Origin of the sequence: Curtobacterium sp. NPDC092190 (assembly GCF_044755625.1) — a bacterium.
Taxonomy (GTDB): domain Bacteria; phylum Actinomycetota; class Actinomycetes; order Actinomycetales; family Microbacteriaceae; genus Curtobacterium.
This window is the reverse complement of the sequence record NZ_JBIVRJ010000006.1, coordinates 220682-238098: the sequence shown is the minus strand read 5'-3', so window position 1 is coordinate 238098 and position 17417 is coordinate 220682. Positions and strand designations below refer to the sequence as shown.

General features: G+C 72.0%; 15 protein-coding genes and 1 pseudogene. 1 reads left to right on the top strand and 15 read right to left on the bottom strand.

All coding sequences use genetic code 11. The annotated features are described in order from the left end of the window. Positions 1-472: 472 nt before the first annotated feature. The 15 genes and pseudogenes from tyrS to infC all read right to left on the bottom strand — a co-directional run bounded on the left by tyrS (position 473) and on the right by infC (position 16673). Positions 473-1786 (bottom strand): tyrosine--tRNA ligase, encoded by a 1314-nt coding sequence (tyrS, locus tag ACIQFY_RS15180; protein WP_400340773.1) that lies wholly within the window; start codon positions 1784-1786, stop codon positions 473-475. A gap of 50 nt (positions 1787-1836) precedes the next feature. Next, entirely contained in the window at positions 1837-2532 is a 696-nt protein-coding gene (locus ACIQFY_RS15175) for a DNA-3-methyladenine glycosylase (protein WP_400340771.1), read from the bottom strand. Further along, complete coding sequence (argH, locus tag ACIQFY_RS15170; RefSeq protein ID WP_400340770.1) at positions 2529-3977, bottom strand: argininosuccinate lyase; 1449 nt, start codon at positions 3975-3977, stop codon at positions 2529-2531. The genes ACIQFY_RS15175 and argH overlap by 4 nt, the downstream gene beginning before the upstream one ends. 112 nt (positions 3978-4089) lie before the next feature. Beyond that, positions 4090-5193: an argininosuccinate synthase domain-containing protein gene (locus ACIQFY_RS15165; protein ID WP_251155765.1), complete on the bottom strand. Its 1104-nt coding sequence runs from the start codon at positions 5191-5193 to the stop codon at positions 4090-4092. A 20-nt stretch (positions 5194-5213) separates the two neighbouring features. Beyond that, a complete protein-coding gene (argF, locus tag ACIQFY_RS15160) occupies positions 5214-6158 on the bottom strand; it encodes an ornithine carbamoyltransferase (RefSeq protein ID WP_066656409.1) in 945 nt (314 codons plus the stop codon). Beyond that, positions 6155-7378 (bottom strand): acetylornithine transaminase, encoded by a 1224-nt coding sequence (locus tag ACIQFY_RS15155; protein ID WP_066656412.1) that lies wholly within the window; start codon positions 7376-7378, stop codon positions 6155-6157. The genes argF and ACIQFY_RS15155 overlap by 4 nt, the downstream gene beginning before the upstream one ends. A gap of 158 nt (positions 7379-7536) precedes the next feature. Further along, positions 7537-8439 (bottom strand): annotated as a pseudogene (gene argB / locus ACIQFY_RS15150) (acetylglutamate kinase); the annotation flags it as partial. Continuing rightward, entirely contained in the window at positions 8439-9638 is a 1200-nt protein-coding gene (gene argJ / locus ACIQFY_RS15145) for a bifunctional glutamate N-acetyltransferase/amino-acid acetyltransferase ArgJ (RefSeq protein ID WP_251155764.1), read from the bottom strand. The gene argJ and the pseudogene argB, both read right to left, overlap by 1 nt. Continuing rightward, a complete protein-coding gene (locus tag ACIQFY_RS15140) occupies positions 9635-10732 on the bottom strand; it encodes an N-acetyl-gamma-glutamyl-phosphate reductase (RefSeq protein ID WP_251155763.1) in 1098 nt (365 codons plus the stop codon). Before ACIQFY_RS15140 ends, argJ begins: the two co-directional genes overlap by 4 nt. 74 nt (positions 10733-10806) lie before the next feature. Beyond that, positions 10807-13299 (bottom strand): phenylalanine--tRNA ligase subunit beta, encoded by a 2493-nt coding sequence (gene pheT, locus ACIQFY_RS15135; protein WP_251155762.1) that lies wholly within the window; start codon positions 13297-13299, stop codon positions 10807-10809. Continuing rightward, the gene (gene pheS / locus ACIQFY_RS15130; RefSeq protein WP_251155761.1) at positions 13299-14339 is read right to left on the bottom strand and encodes a phenylalanine--tRNA ligase subunit alpha; all 1041 of its coding nucleotides are present in this window, start codon (positions 14337-14339) and stop codon (positions 13299-13301) included. Before pheS ends, pheT begins: the two co-directional genes overlap by 1 nt. Positions 14340-14410: 71 nt before the next feature. Further along, positions 14411-15274, bottom strand: coding sequence for an RNA methyltransferase (locus tag ACIQFY_RS15125; protein ID WP_251155760.1), 864 nt, complete (start codon positions 15272-15274; stop codon positions 14411-14413). Between the two features lie 71 nt (positions 15275-15345). Next, positions 15346-15729 carry a 50S ribosomal protein L20 gene (gene rplT / locus ACIQFY_RS15120; protein ID WP_066656427.1) on the bottom strand — a complete coding sequence of 128 codons (384 nt, stop codon included), beginning with the start codon at positions 15727-15729 and terminating at the stop codon, positions 15346-15348. A gap of 27 nt (positions 15730-15756) precedes the next feature. Beyond that, positions 15757-15951, bottom strand: coding sequence for a 50S ribosomal protein L35 (rpmI, locus tag ACIQFY_RS15115; protein WP_022903519.1), 195 nt, complete (start codon positions 15949-15951; stop codon positions 15757-15759). Between the two features lie 62 nt (positions 15952-16013). Further along, on the bottom strand, positions 16014-16673 hold the full coding sequence (gene infC, locus ACIQFY_RS15110) for a translation initiation factor IF-3 (RefSeq protein WP_081985092.1): 660 nt from the start codon (positions 16671-16673) through the stop codon (positions 16014-16016). Between the two features lie 387 nt (positions 16674-17060). On the opposite strand from infC, the gene ACIQFY_RS15105 reads away from it, so the two are divergent. Next, positions 17061-17363, top strand: coding sequence for a DUF1844 domain-containing protein (locus ACIQFY_RS15105; RefSeq protein WP_066658711.1), 303 nt, complete (start codon positions 17061-17063; stop codon positions 17361-17363). Positions 17364-17417: the final 54 nt, after the last annotated feature.

The window sequence follows — 17417 nt, the reverse complement described above, 5'->3', positions numbered from 1 at the left end:
CCACAACCAAAGCTGCAATCGCACGGGGTCAAAATAATTGGCATTGACAATGTGCACGCTGTTGAGTTCTCAAGGACCAGACGCACCCCCCACTCGACTCCACGAAGGAGCTCCGCAAGAGGGGCATTGTGTTCTCGGTACCACCGGCATCGCGTCGGACCGAGGTCCTGTGGCTCATCCCGAGGGAGAGGGCCGGTGGAGTAGTCATCCTAAGCGTCGAAGCGATCGAGCACAAGGCTTGATCTGAACTTCGGTGGAGGATGGTCCCGCTTGAGGCCGGCAGGCTCTGGGCTCTCGCTCCAGCCGCTCCGCCGCACCTTTGGGGTGACGAGTAAGAACTCTACGCAGCGCTGGGCGGGAGCGCCAACCGCGCCCCACTCCCGGGCGTGTCGCACTGTGCAACTCCTCCGGACGCAGCGGTGCCCGGTCTCCGTCGGGAGACCGGGCACCGGATGCACCGAGGGTGGATCGATCAGCCGAGCGTGACGCCCGCCAGGGTCTTCTTGCCGCGTCGGAGCACCACGACTCCGCCGGGCAGCGCGAGGCTCGCGAGCTGCGCGGTCGCGTCGTCGGCGCGGACGTTGTTCACGTACACGCCTCCCTGGTCGACCGCCCGGCGCGCTTCGCCGAGCGACTTCACGAGTCCGGTGTCGACGAGGGCGCGAGCGACGTCGGCCTCGCCCGGCAGCGACACCGTGCCGGGGAGCTCGGCGACCGCGGCACGCAGCGTCGCCTCGTCGAGCGCGGCCAGGTCGCCGTTGCCGAACAGCGCCGCCGAGGCGTCGATCGTCGCCCGGGTCGCCGCCGCTCCGTGCACCAGCGACGTGACCTCGAACGCCAGGGTCCGCTGGGCCTCGCGCCGGAACGGCTCGTCGGCGACCGCCTGCTCGAGTCGACCGATCTCCGCACGATCGAGGAACGTGAACTCGCGCAGCCGGGCGACCACGTCGGCGTCCGCCGTGTTGAGCCAGAACTGGTAGAAGGCGTACGGCGAGGTCATCTCGGCGTCGAGCCAGATCGCGTTGCCCTCGCTCTTGCCGAACTTCGTGCCGTCCGAGTTCGTGATGAGCGGGGTGCCGAGCGCGTGCACGGACACCCCCTCGGTGCGACGGATCAGGTCGGTGCCGGAGGTGAGGTTGCCCCATTGGTCCGAACCGCCGGTCTGCAGCGTGCAGCCGTACTGCCGGTAGAGCTCGCGGTAGTCCAGTCCCTGCAGGATCTGGTAGCTGAACTCGGTGTAGCTGATGCCCGCGTCGGAGTTCAGGCGTGCGGCGACGGCGTCCTTCTTCAGCATGGTGTTCACGCGGAAGTACTTGCCGATGTCGCGCAGGAAGTCGATCGCGGACAGCGGTGCCGTCCAGTCGAGGTTGTTGACGAGCCGCACGCCGTTCTCGCCGTCGGGGCTGAGGAACCGGGACACCTGCGCCTGCAGTCGGCTCACCCACTCGGCGACCGTCTCCGGGGTGTTCAGCGTGCGTTCCGCGGTGGGACGCGGGTCGCCGATCAGGCCGGTCGACCCACCGACGAGCGCCAGCGGCCGGTGCCCGGCGAGCTGCAGCCGGCGCATGGTGAGCAGCTGCAGCAGGTTGCCGCAGTGCAGCGAGGGTGCGGTCGGGTCGAAACCGCAGTAGTACGTGACGGTCCCGCCGTCGAGGGCCTCCTGGAGTGCCGTCTCGTCGGTGGAGACGTGCACCAGACCGCGCCAGCGCAGTTCGTCCCACACCGAGGCGAAGGTGGGGTCGTTCTGCTGGCGTGTCAGGACATCGGGATCGGTTGCGCTGGACACCCGACCATCGTAGCCACCGGGCGACGGCCGGGAGGATCGGCGCGGCCCCGTCAGTCGACCGCGCGCCGGTGCCGTCGGTACGGCGACACCGTCGGGTCACCGGTGCGCCAGGAGCGCCACGGGAAGGACGCGCCGCCGGCGACACCGGCGACGCCGGTGCGCGGTCCGCGCGAGATCCGCCGGACCGGAGCCGTCCCCGCGGGGCCGGCCACCGTCTCGGCGAGCAGCTCCGCGACCACGTCCGCCGGGTCGGCGGAGGCGAGCCGCGCCTCCAGACCGGGTGCGAGCACGAGCCGGAACGGTCCCGAGCCGTCGAGGAGCGACGTGCCGTCGTCCTCGCCGAGCACGGCACCGAGAGCCTGCCCGAGGTTGCCCGGACCGCGGGCCAGGGCGACGTCGGCGACCGACGGACCGCGGCGAGCCCGGGCGACCTCGATGCCGTCGACGACCTCGGCGGCGCGCAGGAGCGAGCCGGACGACGTGCCCTCCGGGCCGCTCACCACGTTCACGCAGGTGTGGATGCCGTACGAGCGGTACGCGTAGAGCGTGCCCGGCGGCCCGAAGAGGTGCCGGTTGCGCGGTGTCGGGCCGCGATGGCCGTGCGACCCTGGGTCGGTCGGGCCCCAGTAGGCCTCGACCTCGGTGATGCGCAGTGTCACACCACGCCCGGTGATCGTCGCGCCGAGCAGCGCCGGCGCGCACACCGGAGCCGGCTCGGCCAGGAGCGCGAGGAGCGCGTCGCTCATCGGGTGAAGGGCGCGCCCTCGGCCAGGTCGTGGACGCGACGGGTCAGGGCGGCGAGCTGCTCGGCGACGCGCTCCGGCGCCGTCCCGCCGACACCGGCGCGCGACGCGACGCTGCCCTCGATGGTCAGGACGCCGCGCACCTCGGGCGTGAGGTGCTCGGACACGGCGCGGTACTCGTCGTCGCCGGGCTCGTCGAGCTCGATCCCGCGCTCCTCGCAGTACCGGACCAGCGCCCCCGAGATCTCGTGCGCGTCGCGGAAGGGCACGCCCTGCCGGACCAGCCACTCCGCGACGTCGGTCGCGAGCGAGAAGCCCTGCGGCGCGAGCTCGGCCATCCGCTCCGTGTCGAAGGCGAGCGTCGCGACCATGCCGGTGAAGGCCGGCAGCAGCACCTCGAGCTGGGCGACCGAGTCGAAGACCGGCTCCTTGTCCTCCTGCAGGTCGCGGTTGTACGCGAGCGGCAGGCCCTTCAGGGTCGTGAGGAGGCCGGTGAGGTTGCCGACGAGCCGACCCGACTTGCCGCGCGCGAGCTCGGCGATGTCGGGGTTCTTCTTCTGCGGCATGATGCTCGACCCGGTCGAGAAGGCGTCGTGCAGCCGGACGAAACCGAACTCCTTGGTGTTCCAGAGGATGATCTCCTCGGCCAGACGGGACACGTCGATGCCCACCTGTGCGAGGACGAACGCGAACTCGGCGACGACGTCGCGGGCTGCCGTGGCGTCGATCGAGTTGTCGGCGGGGCGGGCGAAGCCGAGTTCGTGCGCGATCGCCGTCGGGTCGAGACCGAGCGAGCTGCCCGCGAGGGCGCCGGCCCCGTACGGGCTGACACTCGCACGGTCGGCCCAGTCGCGGAGCCGCTCGAGATCCCGGACGAGCGGCCACGCGTGCGCGAGCAGGTGGTGGGCGAGGAGCACCGGCTGGGCGTGCTGCAGGTGCGTGCGGCCGGGCATGATCGCCGCCGGGTGCTCGCTCGCCTGCTGCGAGATCGCGTCGACGAGGTCGATGACGAGGCGCCCGATCCGCCGGCCGTGGTCGAGCATGTGCATGCGGCCCAGGGTCGCGATCTGGTCGTTGCGGCTCCGGCCGGCGCGGAGCTTGCCGCCGAGTTCCGGGCCGAGGTCGGCGATGAGCAGGCGCTCGAGGGCACCGTGGACGTCCTCGTCGCCGTCGTCCGGCTGCAGGGAACCGTCGGCGTGGGCGGTCTCGAGGCGGTCGAGGCCGGCGGTCATGCGCTCGAGCTCGTCCTCGGTCAGGTAGCCGGCGGTGTGCAGGGCACGGGCGTGGGCGCGCGACCCGGCGATGTCGTAGGGGGCCAGCTGCCAGTCGAAGTGCGTCGACCGGGACAGCGCGGCGAGTTCGGCGCTGGGGCCGTCGGCGAAGCGGCCACCCCAGAGGGCGCCCGTGTTCGTGGCGTCGGTCTTGCTCGGCTGCGTCGCGTCGGTCATGTCGTCCTGCCTGGGGGTACGGGTCGGTCGTGCTCGGTTCGTGGGGCGGTGCTTCGCGGGGTGGTACTGCGTGGTGCTGGTGGGGGCGGTGCTGCGTGGTGCTGGTGGGGCGTCAGTTCGCGCGGTCGCGCCGCGTGGCCGTCCGCGTCGGTCGGGCCCGGGCGCTCGCGAACGACACGCTCCCGGTGGCCGGTGCCCCGGCCAGCTCGAAGTCGAAGAGGCTCTGCTCCGACCGGCGCCCGGTGACGCTCGCGACCCCGCCGTGCAACCGGAGCCGGACGTCACCGGAGACGTGCCGCTGCGTCTCCTCGATGAAGGCGTCGAGCGCGCGACGGAGTCCGCTCGCCCAGCGACCCTCGTCGACCAGCTCCGCCCACTCGCGGTCCACGCCCTGCTTGCAGCGCAGGACCTCGCGTTCGAGGGTGATCCGTTCGAGGTCCTGGTGCGCGGCCACGAGCGCCGTCGCACCCGGTGTCTCCGCCACACGCCGGGCCTTGCGGCCGTCGAGCAGGTCGACGACCAGGTCGTGCCGACCGACCCCGTGACGGCCGGCGAGGGCGTCGAGCTCGCGCAGCAGCCGGAGGACCGGGAAGCGCTGCCCGTCGAGGGCGACCGGGACGCCGTGCTCGAAGGTCACGGTGACCTCGTCGGGCTCGGTGTCCGGCTGCGCGGAGACGTCCGCCGTCCGCGCCCAGTCCGCAGGGTCGACCGCGGCCCACGGGTCCTCGAGGTCCGGCTCGGTGACGAGACGGCCCCACACGTCGTGCTCGGTACCGCCGGCCGGCACGACGGCCGTCGGCACCGGGAGGACCCGGAGGTCGGGATCGTGCCCGGCGATCGTGGTCGTGAGGGCGACCTCGTCCGGGGCGCTCGTGAGGTGCGCGACGGCGACCGCGCCGAGCTGCCGGGCCGTGCGGACCAGGTGGTCGGCGACGATCGGCAGCCGCAGCGCCGGGACGAGCGGGCGACCCGGGCCGCCGGCGTTCGCCCGGACCGCCGCGACGACGTACCGGTCGGCGTACTCGGTCTTCGCGTCGACCACCACGGCGTCCACCGCACCGGCGGCCCGCATCCGGTCCCGCACGGCGTCGACCTCGCGGGACCGACCGCCGAGGTCGACCACCAGGGCCAGCACCTCGTGGTCGACGGCGAAGTGCTCGACGGCTGCCGCCGGGTCCACCCCGGCGGAGCAGGCGACGACGATGCGATCGGTCACGGGACTCCAGTCGAGCGGGGTCAGGCGGCCGGGCTGCCGGTCGCGTTCGCGGCCAGGAGCCAGGCGAGCAGGGCCTTCTGCGCGTGCAGCCGGTTCTCCGCCTCGTCCCAGATGATGCTGCGCGGCCCGTCGATGACCTCGGCGGTCACCTCGAACCCGCGGTCCGCCGGCAGGCAGTGCAGGAACACGGCGTCGTCGGCGGCGTGCCCCATCAGCTCGTCGTCCACCCGGTAGCCCGCGAAGGTGTCGAGTCGGGACTGCTTCTCGTCCTCCTTGCCCATCGACACCCACGTGTCGGTGACCACGACGTCGGCGCCGGCGACCGCCGCCACCGGGTCGGTGACGACCAGGACGGAGCCACCGGTCTCGGCCGCACGACGCTCGGCGTCGGCGACGACCGTGGCGTCCGGGCTGAACGCCGCCGGAGCGGCGACGCGGACGTGCATGCCCGCGGTCGCTCCCGCGAGCAGGTACGACTGCGCCATGTTGCTCGCGCCGTCGCCGATGAACGCCACGGTCTGCCCGGCGAGGGTGCCGCGGTGCTCGCGGATCGTGAGCAGGTCGGCGAGGAGCTGGCACGGGTGGAAGTCGTCCGACAGTGCGTTGACGACCGGGACGCGGGTGCCCGCCGCCATCTCCTCGAGTCCGGACTGGGCGTAGGTGCGCCAGACGATCGCCGACACCATGCGCTCGAGCACGCGGGCGGTGTCCGACGGGGTCTCCTTGCCGCCGAGCTGGCTGTTCGCCGTCGTGATCACGAGCGGGCTGCCGCCGAGGTCGGAGATCCCGACGTGGAAGGACACCCGGGTGCGGGTGGACGACTTGTCGAAGATCACCGCGACGGTCTGCGGCCCGGCGAGGGGCTTCTCGCCCCAGCGGTCACCCTTCATCTGGGCGGCGAGGTCGAGGATCGCGGACTGCTCGGCCTGGGTCAGGTCGTCGTCACGGAGGAAGTGGCGGGTCATGCGGAGGTCTCCTGCTCGGCGGCGACGGCCGCGAGGCTCTGGCCGAGGATCGACACGAACTCGTCGATCTCGGCGTCGGACACGATGAGCGGCGGCGCGATGCGCAGGCTCGACTCGTTCGGGGCGTTGATGATGAGGCCGCGCTCGAGGGCGGCGGCGTTGACGGCGGGGCCGACGGGCGCGGTCAGGCCGACGCCGACGAGCAGGCCCGTGCCCCGGACCTCCTGCACCAGCGGCGAACCGAGGGCCGCGATGCCGGCACGGATGCGCTCGCCCTTGGTGACCGCGCCGGCCACCAGGTCGGCGCGCTCGATCTCCTCGAGCACCGCGTTCGCGACGCGGGTGCCGAGCGGGTTGCCGCCGAAGGTCGAGCCGTGCTGGCCGGCCGAGAACAGCTCGGACGCCCAGCCGAAGGTCACGAGGGCGCCGATCGGGAACCCACCGGCGATGCCCTTCGCGATCGTGACGGCGTCCGGCGTGAACCCGTGGCCCTGGAAGGTGAACCAGTTGCCGGTGCGGCCGACCCCGGTCTGGATCTCGTCGAGGATGAACAGCGCGCCGTGCTCCTCGGTCAGGCGACGCGCGGCCTGCAGGAAGCCCTCGGGCAGGTCGACCACGCCGGCCTCGCCCTTGATCGGCTCGAGGATGAGCGCGGCGACGGTGTCGTCGACGGCCGCCTCGAGCGCCTCGACCGTCGAGTCGATGTGCTCGACGCCGGCGATCATCGGCAGGAAGTCCTCCTGCAGCGCGGGCTTGCCGGTGAGCGCGAGCGCACCCATCGTCCGGCCGTGGAAGCCCTGCTTCAGCGCGAGGATCCGGGTCTTGCGACCGTCCGCACCCTTGTTCAGCCGTGCGAGCTTGAACGCGGCCTCGTTCGCCTCGGCACCGGAGTTGCCGAAGTACACGCGGCCGGCGTCCCCCGCACCGGTGATGCGCTTGAGGCGCTCGGCGAGCTCGAGCTGCGGCGGCGTCGCGAAGTAGTTCGAGACGTGCACGAGCTTCGCCGCCTGGTCGGCCACGGCCTCGACGAGGGCCGGGTGGGCGTGGCCGAGGGAGTTCACCGCGATGCCGGCCAGGAAGTCGAGGTACTCGTTGCCGTCGACGTCCCACACGCGGCAGCCCTGACCGTGGTCGAGCATGATCTTCGGCGGGGTCAGGGATCGCATGAGCGACGCCCCGAACCGGTCGTTCCAGGTCTGGGTGTGCGTCTCGGTGCTCACTGCTCGTTCCCCTTCTGCGTCGTGGCGGTGTCGGTGACGGTGGTGTCGGTGACGGCGGCGTCGGTCGCCGCGTGTCGGCCCGGGTCCGCTGCGGACTCGGGCACCCGTCGGCCGACTTCGGCGTGGGTGTTCTGGTTCTCGGTGCGACGGCTCGGGTCCGGGATCACCTCGGTGCCCGCACCGCGCAGGGTGAAGACCTCGAGCAGGATCGAGTGCGGGATCCGCCCGTCGATGATCGTCGCGCCGCCGACCCCGCCGACCACGGCGTCGAGGCACGCGGTCATCTTCGGGATCATCCCCGACTCGAGGCTCGGCAGCAGCGCCCGGAGCTCGTCGACCGCGATCAGGTCGATGATCGAGTCGCGGTCCGGCCAGTTGCGGTAGAGGCCGGGGACGTCCGTCAGCATCATGAGCTTGGCGGCACCGAGCGCGATGGCCAGCGCACCGGCCGCGGCATCGGCGTTGACGTTCAGCGCCTGGTCCGGGTGGGCGTCGTCGATCGCGATGCTCGACACGATCGGGATGCGTCCGGCCTCGATCGCCGCGAGGACGCCGGACGGGTCGACGTGCGTGATGTCGCCGACGTGGCCGAGGTCGAAGTACTCGCCGTCGACGACGACGCCCTTCTTCTCACCGGTGAACAGCGAGCCGCCGTCGCCGGAGACGCCGACGGCCAGACCGTCACCGTGCTCGTTGACGAGGTCGACGATCTCGCGGTTGACCTCGCCGGCGAGCACGTCGCGGACGACCGTGATCGCCTCGGTCGTCGTCACGCGGTAGCCACCGCGGAACTCGGACGCGATGCCCTGTTCCTTCAGCGCCGCCGAGATCTGCGGCCCACCGCCGTGCACCACGACCGGGTGGAGTCCCGCGTAGCGCAGGTAGACCATGTCCTCGGCGAACGCCCGCTTGAGGTCGTCGTTCACCATGGCGTTGCCGCCGAACTTCACGACGACGGTCTTGCCCGAGAACCGCTTCAGCCACGGCAGGGACTCGATGAGCGTCGCGGCCTTGACGGCGGCGAGCTCGTGCTCTTCTTCCTTGGTCAGGTCGTCGCTCATCAGCTGGAGTACGCGCTGTTCTCGTGGACGTAGTCGTGCGTCAGGTCGTTCGTCAGGATCGTCGCCGCGTGCACGCCGACCCCGAGCTCGATCAGGACGTGGGTGTCGCGCGGCGTCAGGTCGACCTCGTCGATCGGCCGGTCCGGGGCGCCGGCGTGGCAGACGCGGACGCCGTTCATGCTGACGTCGACCGCGTACGGGTCGAACTCGGCGTCGGTGGTCCCGATCGCCGCCAGCACGCGGCCCCAGTTCGGGTCGTTGCCGAAGACCGCGGCCTTGAACAGGTTGTTCCGGGCGACACTGCGCCCCACCGTGACGGCCTCGTCCTCGGACACCGCGCCGGTGACCTCGATCGTGATGTCGTGGCTCGCGCCCTCGGCGTCCTGCTGGAGCTGCCGGGCGAGGTCCGCGCACACCGCGGTCAGTGCCTCCTGGAAGTCGCCGACCTCGGGGGTCACCCCGCTCGCACCGGAGGACAGCAGCACGACGGTGTCGTTGGTCGACATGCAGCCGTCCGAGTCGACGCGGTCGAAGGTCACGCGGGTCGCCGCGCGGAGCGCCTGGTCGAGCTGCTCCGCGGTCTGCACGGCGTCGGTCGTGATGACGACGAGCATCGTCGCGAGCCCGGGGGCCAGCATGCCGGCGCCCTTGGCCATGCCGCCGACCGTCCAGCCGTCCTCGGTCACGACGGACTGCTTCGGCGTCGTGTCCGTGGTCATGATCGCGACCGCAGCGTCGGGGCCGCCGTCGGCCGCCAGCGCGGCGCTGGCCAGGTCGACACCGCGCAGCACGCCGTCACGGAACGTCTGGTCACCGCGGCCGATCAGGCCCGTCGAGCAGACGACGACGTCGCCGGCGCCGATGCCGAGGGCGGCACCCACCGCCTCCGCCGTCATGTGCGTGGTCTGGAAGCCGAAGGGTCCGGTGAAGCAGTTCGCGCCGCCGGAGTTGAGCACCACGGCCCGGGCGACACCGTCGCCGACGACCTGGCGCGACCAGATCACCGGGTGCGCCTGGGCGCGGTTGCTGGTGAACACGGCGGCCGCGGTCGCGTCGGGGCCGTCGTTCACCACGAGGGCGACGTCGGGCTTCCCGCTCGTCTTGAGTCCGGCGGTGACGCCGGCCGCGCGGAAGCCCGCAGCGGCGGTCACGCCCTGGAGGCCCGTGTCGGGCTGGTCCGTCGAGGTCTCGTCGGTCACGGTGCGACTCCGTCCACGCTGAGGCCGAGGGTCTCGGGGAAGCCCAGGGCGATGTTGGCCGACTGCACGGCCGCGCCGGCGGTGCCCTTGGCCAGGTTGTCGAGGGCGCTCACGGCGACCACCCGGCCCGCGGCCTCGTCCACGGCGATGCCGACGAGCGCGGTGTTCGCGCCGACGGTGTCCGCGGTGCGGGGGAACTCGCCCTCCGGGAGCAGGTGCACGAAGGGCTCGTCGGCGTAGGCCTGTTCCCAGGCGATCCGGACGTCGCGCGCGCTGACTCCGGGCGAGAGCCTGGCGGTCGTGGTCGCGAGGATGCCGCGCGACATCGGCACGAGCACGGGCGTGAACGAGATCCGGACGTCACCGGCCCCCGCTGTCACGAGGTTCTGCTGGATCTCCGGGATGTGCCGGTGGGTGCCGCCGACCGCGTAGGCGCTCGCGGAGCCCATGATCTCCGAGGCGAGGTAGGCCGTCGCGAGCTTCTTGCCGGCACCGCTCGGCCCGACGCTCAGCACCGCGACGAGGTCGTCCGTCTCGACGAGCCCGGCCTGGACACCGGGCTGGATGCCGAGCGTCACCGCCGTCACGTTGCAGCCCGGCACGGCGATCCGCTTCGTCGTCGCGAGCTCGGTGCGCTGCCGCCCGAGGCCCTCGATGTCGTCGACGTCCCGCCACTCCTCCGCCGTCCCGGGCGCCGGCGCGGCGTGCAGCAGCTCCGGCAGGCCGTAGGTCCACGCGCCGTGGTGCTCGCCGCCGTAGAACGCCTCCCACGCAGCCGGGTCCGTGAGCCGGTGGTCCGCGCCGCAGTCGACGACGAGGGTGTCGTCGTCGAGCTCGGCGGTGATCGCCCCGGACTGCCCGTGCGGCAGCGCGAGGAACACCACGTCGTGTCCGCGCAGGGTCGCCGCCGTCGTCTCGACCAGCGTCAGGTGTGCCAGCGACCGCAGGTGCGGCTGCGTCGCGATGAGCGGCTGCCCCGCGTTCGAGAAGGCCGTCACCGTCCTGACGTCGAACTCTGGGTGGGCGGCGAGCACGCGCAGGAGCTCTCCGCCCGCGTAGCCGGAGGCTCCCGCCACGGCGACGGATACGGACATGGGTTCCACCTTTGGTCGGACTGGTCGTCGAGAGAGTCGGAGGCGGCGGCCCCGGGCGGTGCTGATCCGGTGGATCAGTCGCGCAGGGTCGCCCCGAATCGCTCGCCGGCACGTCGGACGGCGCCGTCACGGGCCTCGGAGGCCTCGGCAGCGGTCAGCGTGCGGTCCGTGGCGCGGAAGCGCAGCGCGAACGTCAGGGACTTCTGTCCCTCGTCCACGCCCGTGCCCCGGTAGTCGTCCACGAGCCGAGCATACTCCAGCAGCTCTCCGGCGCCAGAGCGGACGACGTCCAGCACGTCACCCGCCGGGACGTCGACCGCGACCACGAGGGAGAGGTCCTGCGTCGCCGCCGGGTAGGACACGATCGGCGCCACCGACACGAGCTCCGGTGCCGCGGCGACCAGGGCGTCGAGGTCGAGCTCGACGACGGCGACGACGCGCGGCAGCACCGCGGCCTCGGTGAGGACGGGCAGCAGCTCACCGGCGACACCGACGACGGTGTCACCGACGAGCAGCGCGGCCGCACGCCCCGGGTGCAGGGACGGGTGGCTCGTCTGTGCGACCCGGAGCTCCACACCGACCGCCCAGGCGACGGCCCGGGCGACGTCGAGCGCGTCCGCGATGCCGTAGGGCTCCGGCTGCACGCCGGGCTGCTTCACGACGCGGTTGCCGGTCAGCAACGCCGAGACGTGGAACGGCTGCGGCGGGAGCGACGCGTCGAGCACACCGAGGGTGTCGGGGTCGGGCCGCTCGGCGCCGGCGGGCACGGCGTCGGTGCCGAGCTGCACGTCCGTCGTCGGCAGGAACACGCGCGAGGTCTCGTACAGGGCGACGTCGACGAGGCCGCGGGACACGTTGCGGCGGGCGGCGTCGACGAGCGCGGGGAGCCCGCTGCGACGGAGCAGCGACTGCTCGCTGTCCAGCGCGTTCGCGAGCACGACGCTCGGACCACCGTCGCCGTCGATGCCCGGGTAGGCGTCCTGCGTGGTCTGCGAGACGAACGGAGCGGTGACGACCTCGACGAGGCCGTCCGCTGCGAGGGCGGCGGACACGCGCCGACGGGCCTGCTGGTGCCGGGTCAGACCGCGTCCGGGCGGGGCGATCGGCAGCACGCTCGGGATGCGGTCGTAGCCGACGATGCGGGCCACTTCCTCGACCAGGGTGGTGTCGTCGGTCAGGTCCGGTCGCCAGGACGGCGGCGTGACGACGAGCACCTCGCCGTCGACGTCCACCGTCGCACCGATGGCGCGCAGCGTGTCGATGACCTCGGCGTCGGTGTACTCGACACCGACGAGGTCGGCCGGCCGCGACGCCCGCATCGTGATCGTCGGGCGGGGCTCGGCGTCGACGAGCGTGGAGCCGAGGGTGTCCGCCGTGCCGCCCGCGAGCTCGACGAGGAGCTCGACGGCACGGTTCGCAGCGGCCTCGGCCACGAGCGGGTCGACCCCGCGTTCGAAGCGCTTCGAGGCCTCGCTCGGCAGCTTGTGCCGGCGGGCCGTCCGGGCGATCGAGACCTGGTCGAAGCCGGCGGCCTCGATCAGCACGTCGGTCGTCGTGTCCGAGATCTCGGTGCGTGCACCGCCCATCACGCCGGCGAGACCGACGGGGCCGTCGTCGTCGGTGATGACGAGGTCCTCGGCGTCGAGCGTGCGGGTCGTGTCGTCGAGGGTGACGAGGGTCTCCCCCACCGCCGCGCGACGCACGCCGAGGCCACCGCGGACCTTCGCCAGGTCGTAGCCGTGCAGGGGCTGGCCGAGCTCGAACATGACGTAGTTCGTGATGTCGACGGGCAGCGAGATCGAGCGGACGCCGGCCAGCGCCAGGCGGGAGACCATCCACGCCGGGGTCGCCCGGGTCGGGTCGATGCCACGGACGACGCGGGTGACGAAGGTGTGCGCGCCGACACGGCCGCGGACCGGGGCCTGGTCGTCGATCGTGACGCGGAACCCCTCGCCCGAGCGGGGCGTCACACGCGCCGCCGGGTCGCGGAAGCCGGCACCGGTGGCGTGCGCGTACTCGCGGGCGACGCCGCGCATGCTCATCACGTACCCGCGGTCCGGCGTCACGTTGATCTCGACCGCGGCGTCGTCGAGGCCGAGCAGCGCGATCGCGTCGGCCCCGACCTCGGGGTCCATGCCGAGGTCGGCGAAGCGCAGGATGCCGTCGTGCTCGTCGCCGAGGCCGAGCTCACGGGCCGAGGCGATCATGCCGTCGGACACGTGGCCGTACGTCTTGCGCGCGGCGATCGGGAACGGCCCGGGCAGCACGGCGCCGGGCAGCGTCACGACGACGAGGTCGCCCACGTCGAAGTTGTGCGCACCGCAGACGATGCCGCGGGGCTCGGACTCGCCCACGTCGACCTGGCACCAGTTGATCGTCTTGCCGTTCTTCTGCGGCTCGGGCTCGCGCTCGAGCACGCGGCCGACGACGATCGGGCCGGTGAGGTCGTACGTGTGGACGTCCTCTTCCTCGAAGCCCACCGACACGAGGGCCGCGTGGACGTGCTCGAGGGAGACGTCGTCGGGCAGGTCGACGGACTCGCCGAGCCAACGGAGTGGGACGCGCATCAGACCACCGTTCCGAACTGCTGCGAGAAGCGGATGTCGCCCTCGAGGAAGTCACGCATGTCGTTCAGGCCGTTGCGGAACTGCAGGGTCCGCTCGATGCCCATCCCGAACGCGAAGCCCTGGTACTCGTCCGGGTCGATGCCGGCCGCACGCAGGACGTTGGGGTTCACCATGCCGCAGCCGCCCCACTCGACCCACCGCGCGCCGCCCTTGGCGTTCGGCTGCCAGACGTCCATCTCGGCGCTGGGCTCGGTGAACGGGAAGTAGTTCGGACGCAGGCGGATCTGCGCCCCGGCGCCGAAGACCTGGCGCGCGAAGTGCTCGAGCGTGCCGCGGAGGTGCGCCATCGTCAGGCCCTTGTCGATCGCGATGCCCTCGACCTGGGTGAACACCGGCAGGTGCGTGGCGTCGAGCTCGTCCGCGCGGTACACGCGCCCCGGGGCGATCACGTAGAGCGGCAGCTCCCGGGACAGCAGGGAGCGCACCTGCACCGGGGAGGTGTGCGTGCGCATGACCAGGTGCCGGTCGACCGGCTCGACGAAGATCGTGTCGGCCATCGCCCGTGCGGGGTGGTCCGGGTCGAAGTTCAGCGCGTCGAAGTTGAACCACTCGTGCTCGAGCTCGGGGCCCTCCGCCACCTCCCACCCCATGCCGACGAAGATGTCGGCGACGGTCTCGTTGAGGACCGAGAGCGGGTGGCGGGAGCCCGGCGTGCGACGGACCGGCAGTGCGGTGACGTCGACGCGCTCGGCCTCGAGCCGTGCGCGTTCCTCGGCCTCGGCGAGGACGGACTCCTGCTCGGCGACCGCCGCGTTGACCCGGCCGCGTGCCTGGCCGACGAGCTTGCCGGCCTCGGCCTTCTGCTCCTTCGGCACGCTGCGCATCGACGCGTTCATCCGCGCGAGCGTCGACTGCTCGCCGGTGTGCTCCGCCCTGGCCTGCTTCAGCTCGGCCACGGTCGTCGTCGCGCGGACCGCGGCGAGGGCCCGGTCGACCGCGTCGGCGACGGCCGCTTCGCTGATCTCGAGGTGTTCTGACACGAGGCCCAAGCCTACCGGCCCCCGGGATACCGCCGTCCTGCACTGGACGGACGGTGGAGGAGCAGGACGGGTCAGCGCGCTGTGGAGGAGGACGCCACCCGCTGCGCGAACGCCGACTCGTACAGGCAGACCGACGCGGCCGTCGCCAGGTTCATCGACTCGGCCCGACCGTAGATCGGGACCTTCACGGCCCGGTCGACGAGCGCCAGGTCCTCCGCCGTGAGCCCCCGGGCCTCGTTGCCGAAGACCCACGCGGTCGGCCCGTCGAGCATGCCGTCGGCGCGGACGTCCGGCAGGTCGTCGCCGGAGACGTCGGCCGCGAGGACCGTGTACCCGAGGGCCTTCGCGCGTGTGACGGCGTCGGCGAGCGTCACGCCCACCGAGACCGGCACGTGGAACAGCGAGCCCGTGGTGGACCGCACCACCTTCGGGTTGTAGGGGTCGACCGAACGACCGGTCAGCACGACCGCGTCAGCGCCCGCCGCGTCGGCGGCGCGGATGATCGTGCCGGCGTTCCCCGGGTCCCGGACCTGCTCGAGGATCGCGACCAGCCCGGGCAGCGTGCCGTCCGTGGCGGACGCGCCCTGCGCCTCCAGGCCGGGTCCGGCGTCCGGGAAGACGTCCTTCACCGACGTCGGGAACTGCTGGCACACCGCGACGACCCCCTGCGGCGTGACGGTGTCCGCCATCGTGTCGAGCACCTGCTCGGTGACGAACCACGTGTCGACCGGTGCGTCGTCGAGCCCGTACCGTGCGGCGGCGGTCGGCGTCACGTAGAGCTCGCGGAGCAGCTCCGGGCGGTACTCGATCGCCTCGCGCACGGCCTGCGGGCCCTCGAGCAGGAAGAGTCCGGTGTCGGCACGGACGTCCTTCTTGGCGAGTGCCGCGACGGCCTTGACGCGTCCGGACTTCGGGTTCTCGAGGAGATCGCTCACGCGTCAAGTGTCGCAGCATGCACGAAGCCCCCGCTCCGTGGACGGAACGGGGGCTTCGGGAGCTGGCGTGACTACGCGGCCTTGGGGGCCGAGGTGTCGGCCGGCAGGGCCTTCTTGGCGGTCTCGACGAGCGCCGCGAACGTCTCGGGGTTGTTCACCGCGAGGTCCGCGAGGATGCGACGGTCGACCTCGACGCCGGCCAGGGAGAGGCCCTGGATGAGGCGGTTGTAGGTCAGGCCGTTCGCACGCGACGCGGCGTTGATGCGCTGGATCCACAGGCGACGGAACTCGCCCTTCTTCGCGTGACGGTCACGGTACGCGTAGACGAGGGAGTGGGTGACCTGCTCCTTCGCCTTGCGGTACAGGCGCGAACGCTGGCCGCGGTAGCCCTCGGCGCGCTCGAGGATGACGCGACGCTTCTTGGCGGCGTTGACCGCTCTCTTGACACGTGCCATTGATCTGTTCCTTTACGTTCCGCCGGCTCAGTGGCCGAGAAGCTTCTTGACGTTCTTGGCGTCGGCCTTCGCGAGGACCTGGTCCTCGTTGAGGCGGGCCTTGCGCTTGGCGCTCTTGACCTCGAGGTTGTGACGCATACCGGCCTGCTGCTTCATGATCTTGCCGCTGCCGGTGACCTTGAAGCGCTTCTTCGACCCGGAGTGGGTCTTCTGCTTGGGCATCGTGGTGCCTTTCCGTGGGGTGGGTGGGGAGCCGCGTCGTCGCGGGGTGGTCCGGGGAGGACCTATTCGGCGGGAGCCTCGGCCGGCGCGGACTCGGTGGCCTCGTCGGCCTCCTTGCCCTTCGCCGCGTGCTCCGACGCACGACGCTCGGCCTTCTGCGCAGCACGCTTCGCGTTCTGCTCGCCCTTGACGTCGGACTTGTTCTTGAGGGGGGCGATGATCATCGTCATGTTGCGGCCGTCCTGGGTCGGACGCGACTCGACGACGCCGAACTCGGCGATCTCCTCGGCGAACTTCTGGAGGAGACGGACACCCTGCTCCGGACGCGACTGCTCGCGCCCACGGAAGAGGATCATCGCCTTCACCTTGTCGCCGCCGAGGAGGAAGCCCTCGGCGCGCTTGCGCTTGGTCTCGTAGTCGTGCACGTCGATCTTCAGGCGGAACCGGACCTCCTTGAGGTCGGTGTTCACCTGGTTGCGGCGCGCTTCCTTGGCCTTCTGCGCTGCCTCGTACTTGAACTTGCCGTAGTCCATGATCTTGGCCACGGGCGGCTTCGAGTTCGGGGCGACCTCGACCAGATCCAGTTCGGCTTCCTGCGCGAGACGCAGAGCCATGGCGATCGGGACAACGCCGACCTGCTCACCCTGGGGGCCGACGAGTCGGACCTCGGGAACGCGGATTCGGTCGTTGGTGCGGGGATCGGTGATGCGGAGCTCCTTCAATCAAGTGGTGGCCGTCCGGCGCTGCTGCGCTGGACGACGGCACGAGAGAGGAGATCTGACGCACGGATCGGAACCCGTTCGGCAGCCGCCCGACACCGGCCCCGCGGGGCTGGCCTGCCGGGACGCGGTGCGGTCTGACGATCGCACTGCTGACCCGACGGAGCGGTTGGGACCCGGTAGCCTGTGGTGCACGGCCGCGGGTGGGAGAGACTCCTCTTCTACGACGCCGTCCGGGGCTCGGTCCGACTCCTGTGGAGACGATCTGGGCACACGGGCAGCATCTGCCGCCGATGAGTCTAGCAGAGGAGCACCGTGCCCGACACCCCCGAGAACGACACACCGCAGGTCACGCAGGACGAGACCGCAGCCGGCGGCGAGGCCCGCGACATCGCCGAGGTGCCCGCGGTCGAGCTCATCAACACCGTCGCCGTGCACCTGCTCAGCGCAGCCGCCGTGAAGGTGGGGCTCGCCGACGACCCGCAGGAGCAGACCGACCTCGACGAGGCGCGGAAGCTCATCACGGCCCTCGCCGGGCTCGTGACGGCGGCGGCCACCGAGATCGGCGACCACCACGCCCGTCCGCTCCGCGACGGACTGCGCTCGGTCCAGCTCGCGTTCCGCGAGGCGTCGAGCATCCCGGACGCGCCGGGCAAGGGGCCGGGCGAGAAGTACACGGGCCCCGTCAACTGACGACGACGGTCGTCGTCACCACGTGACGGACGGGAGGCGCGGTGTCGGCCGGCA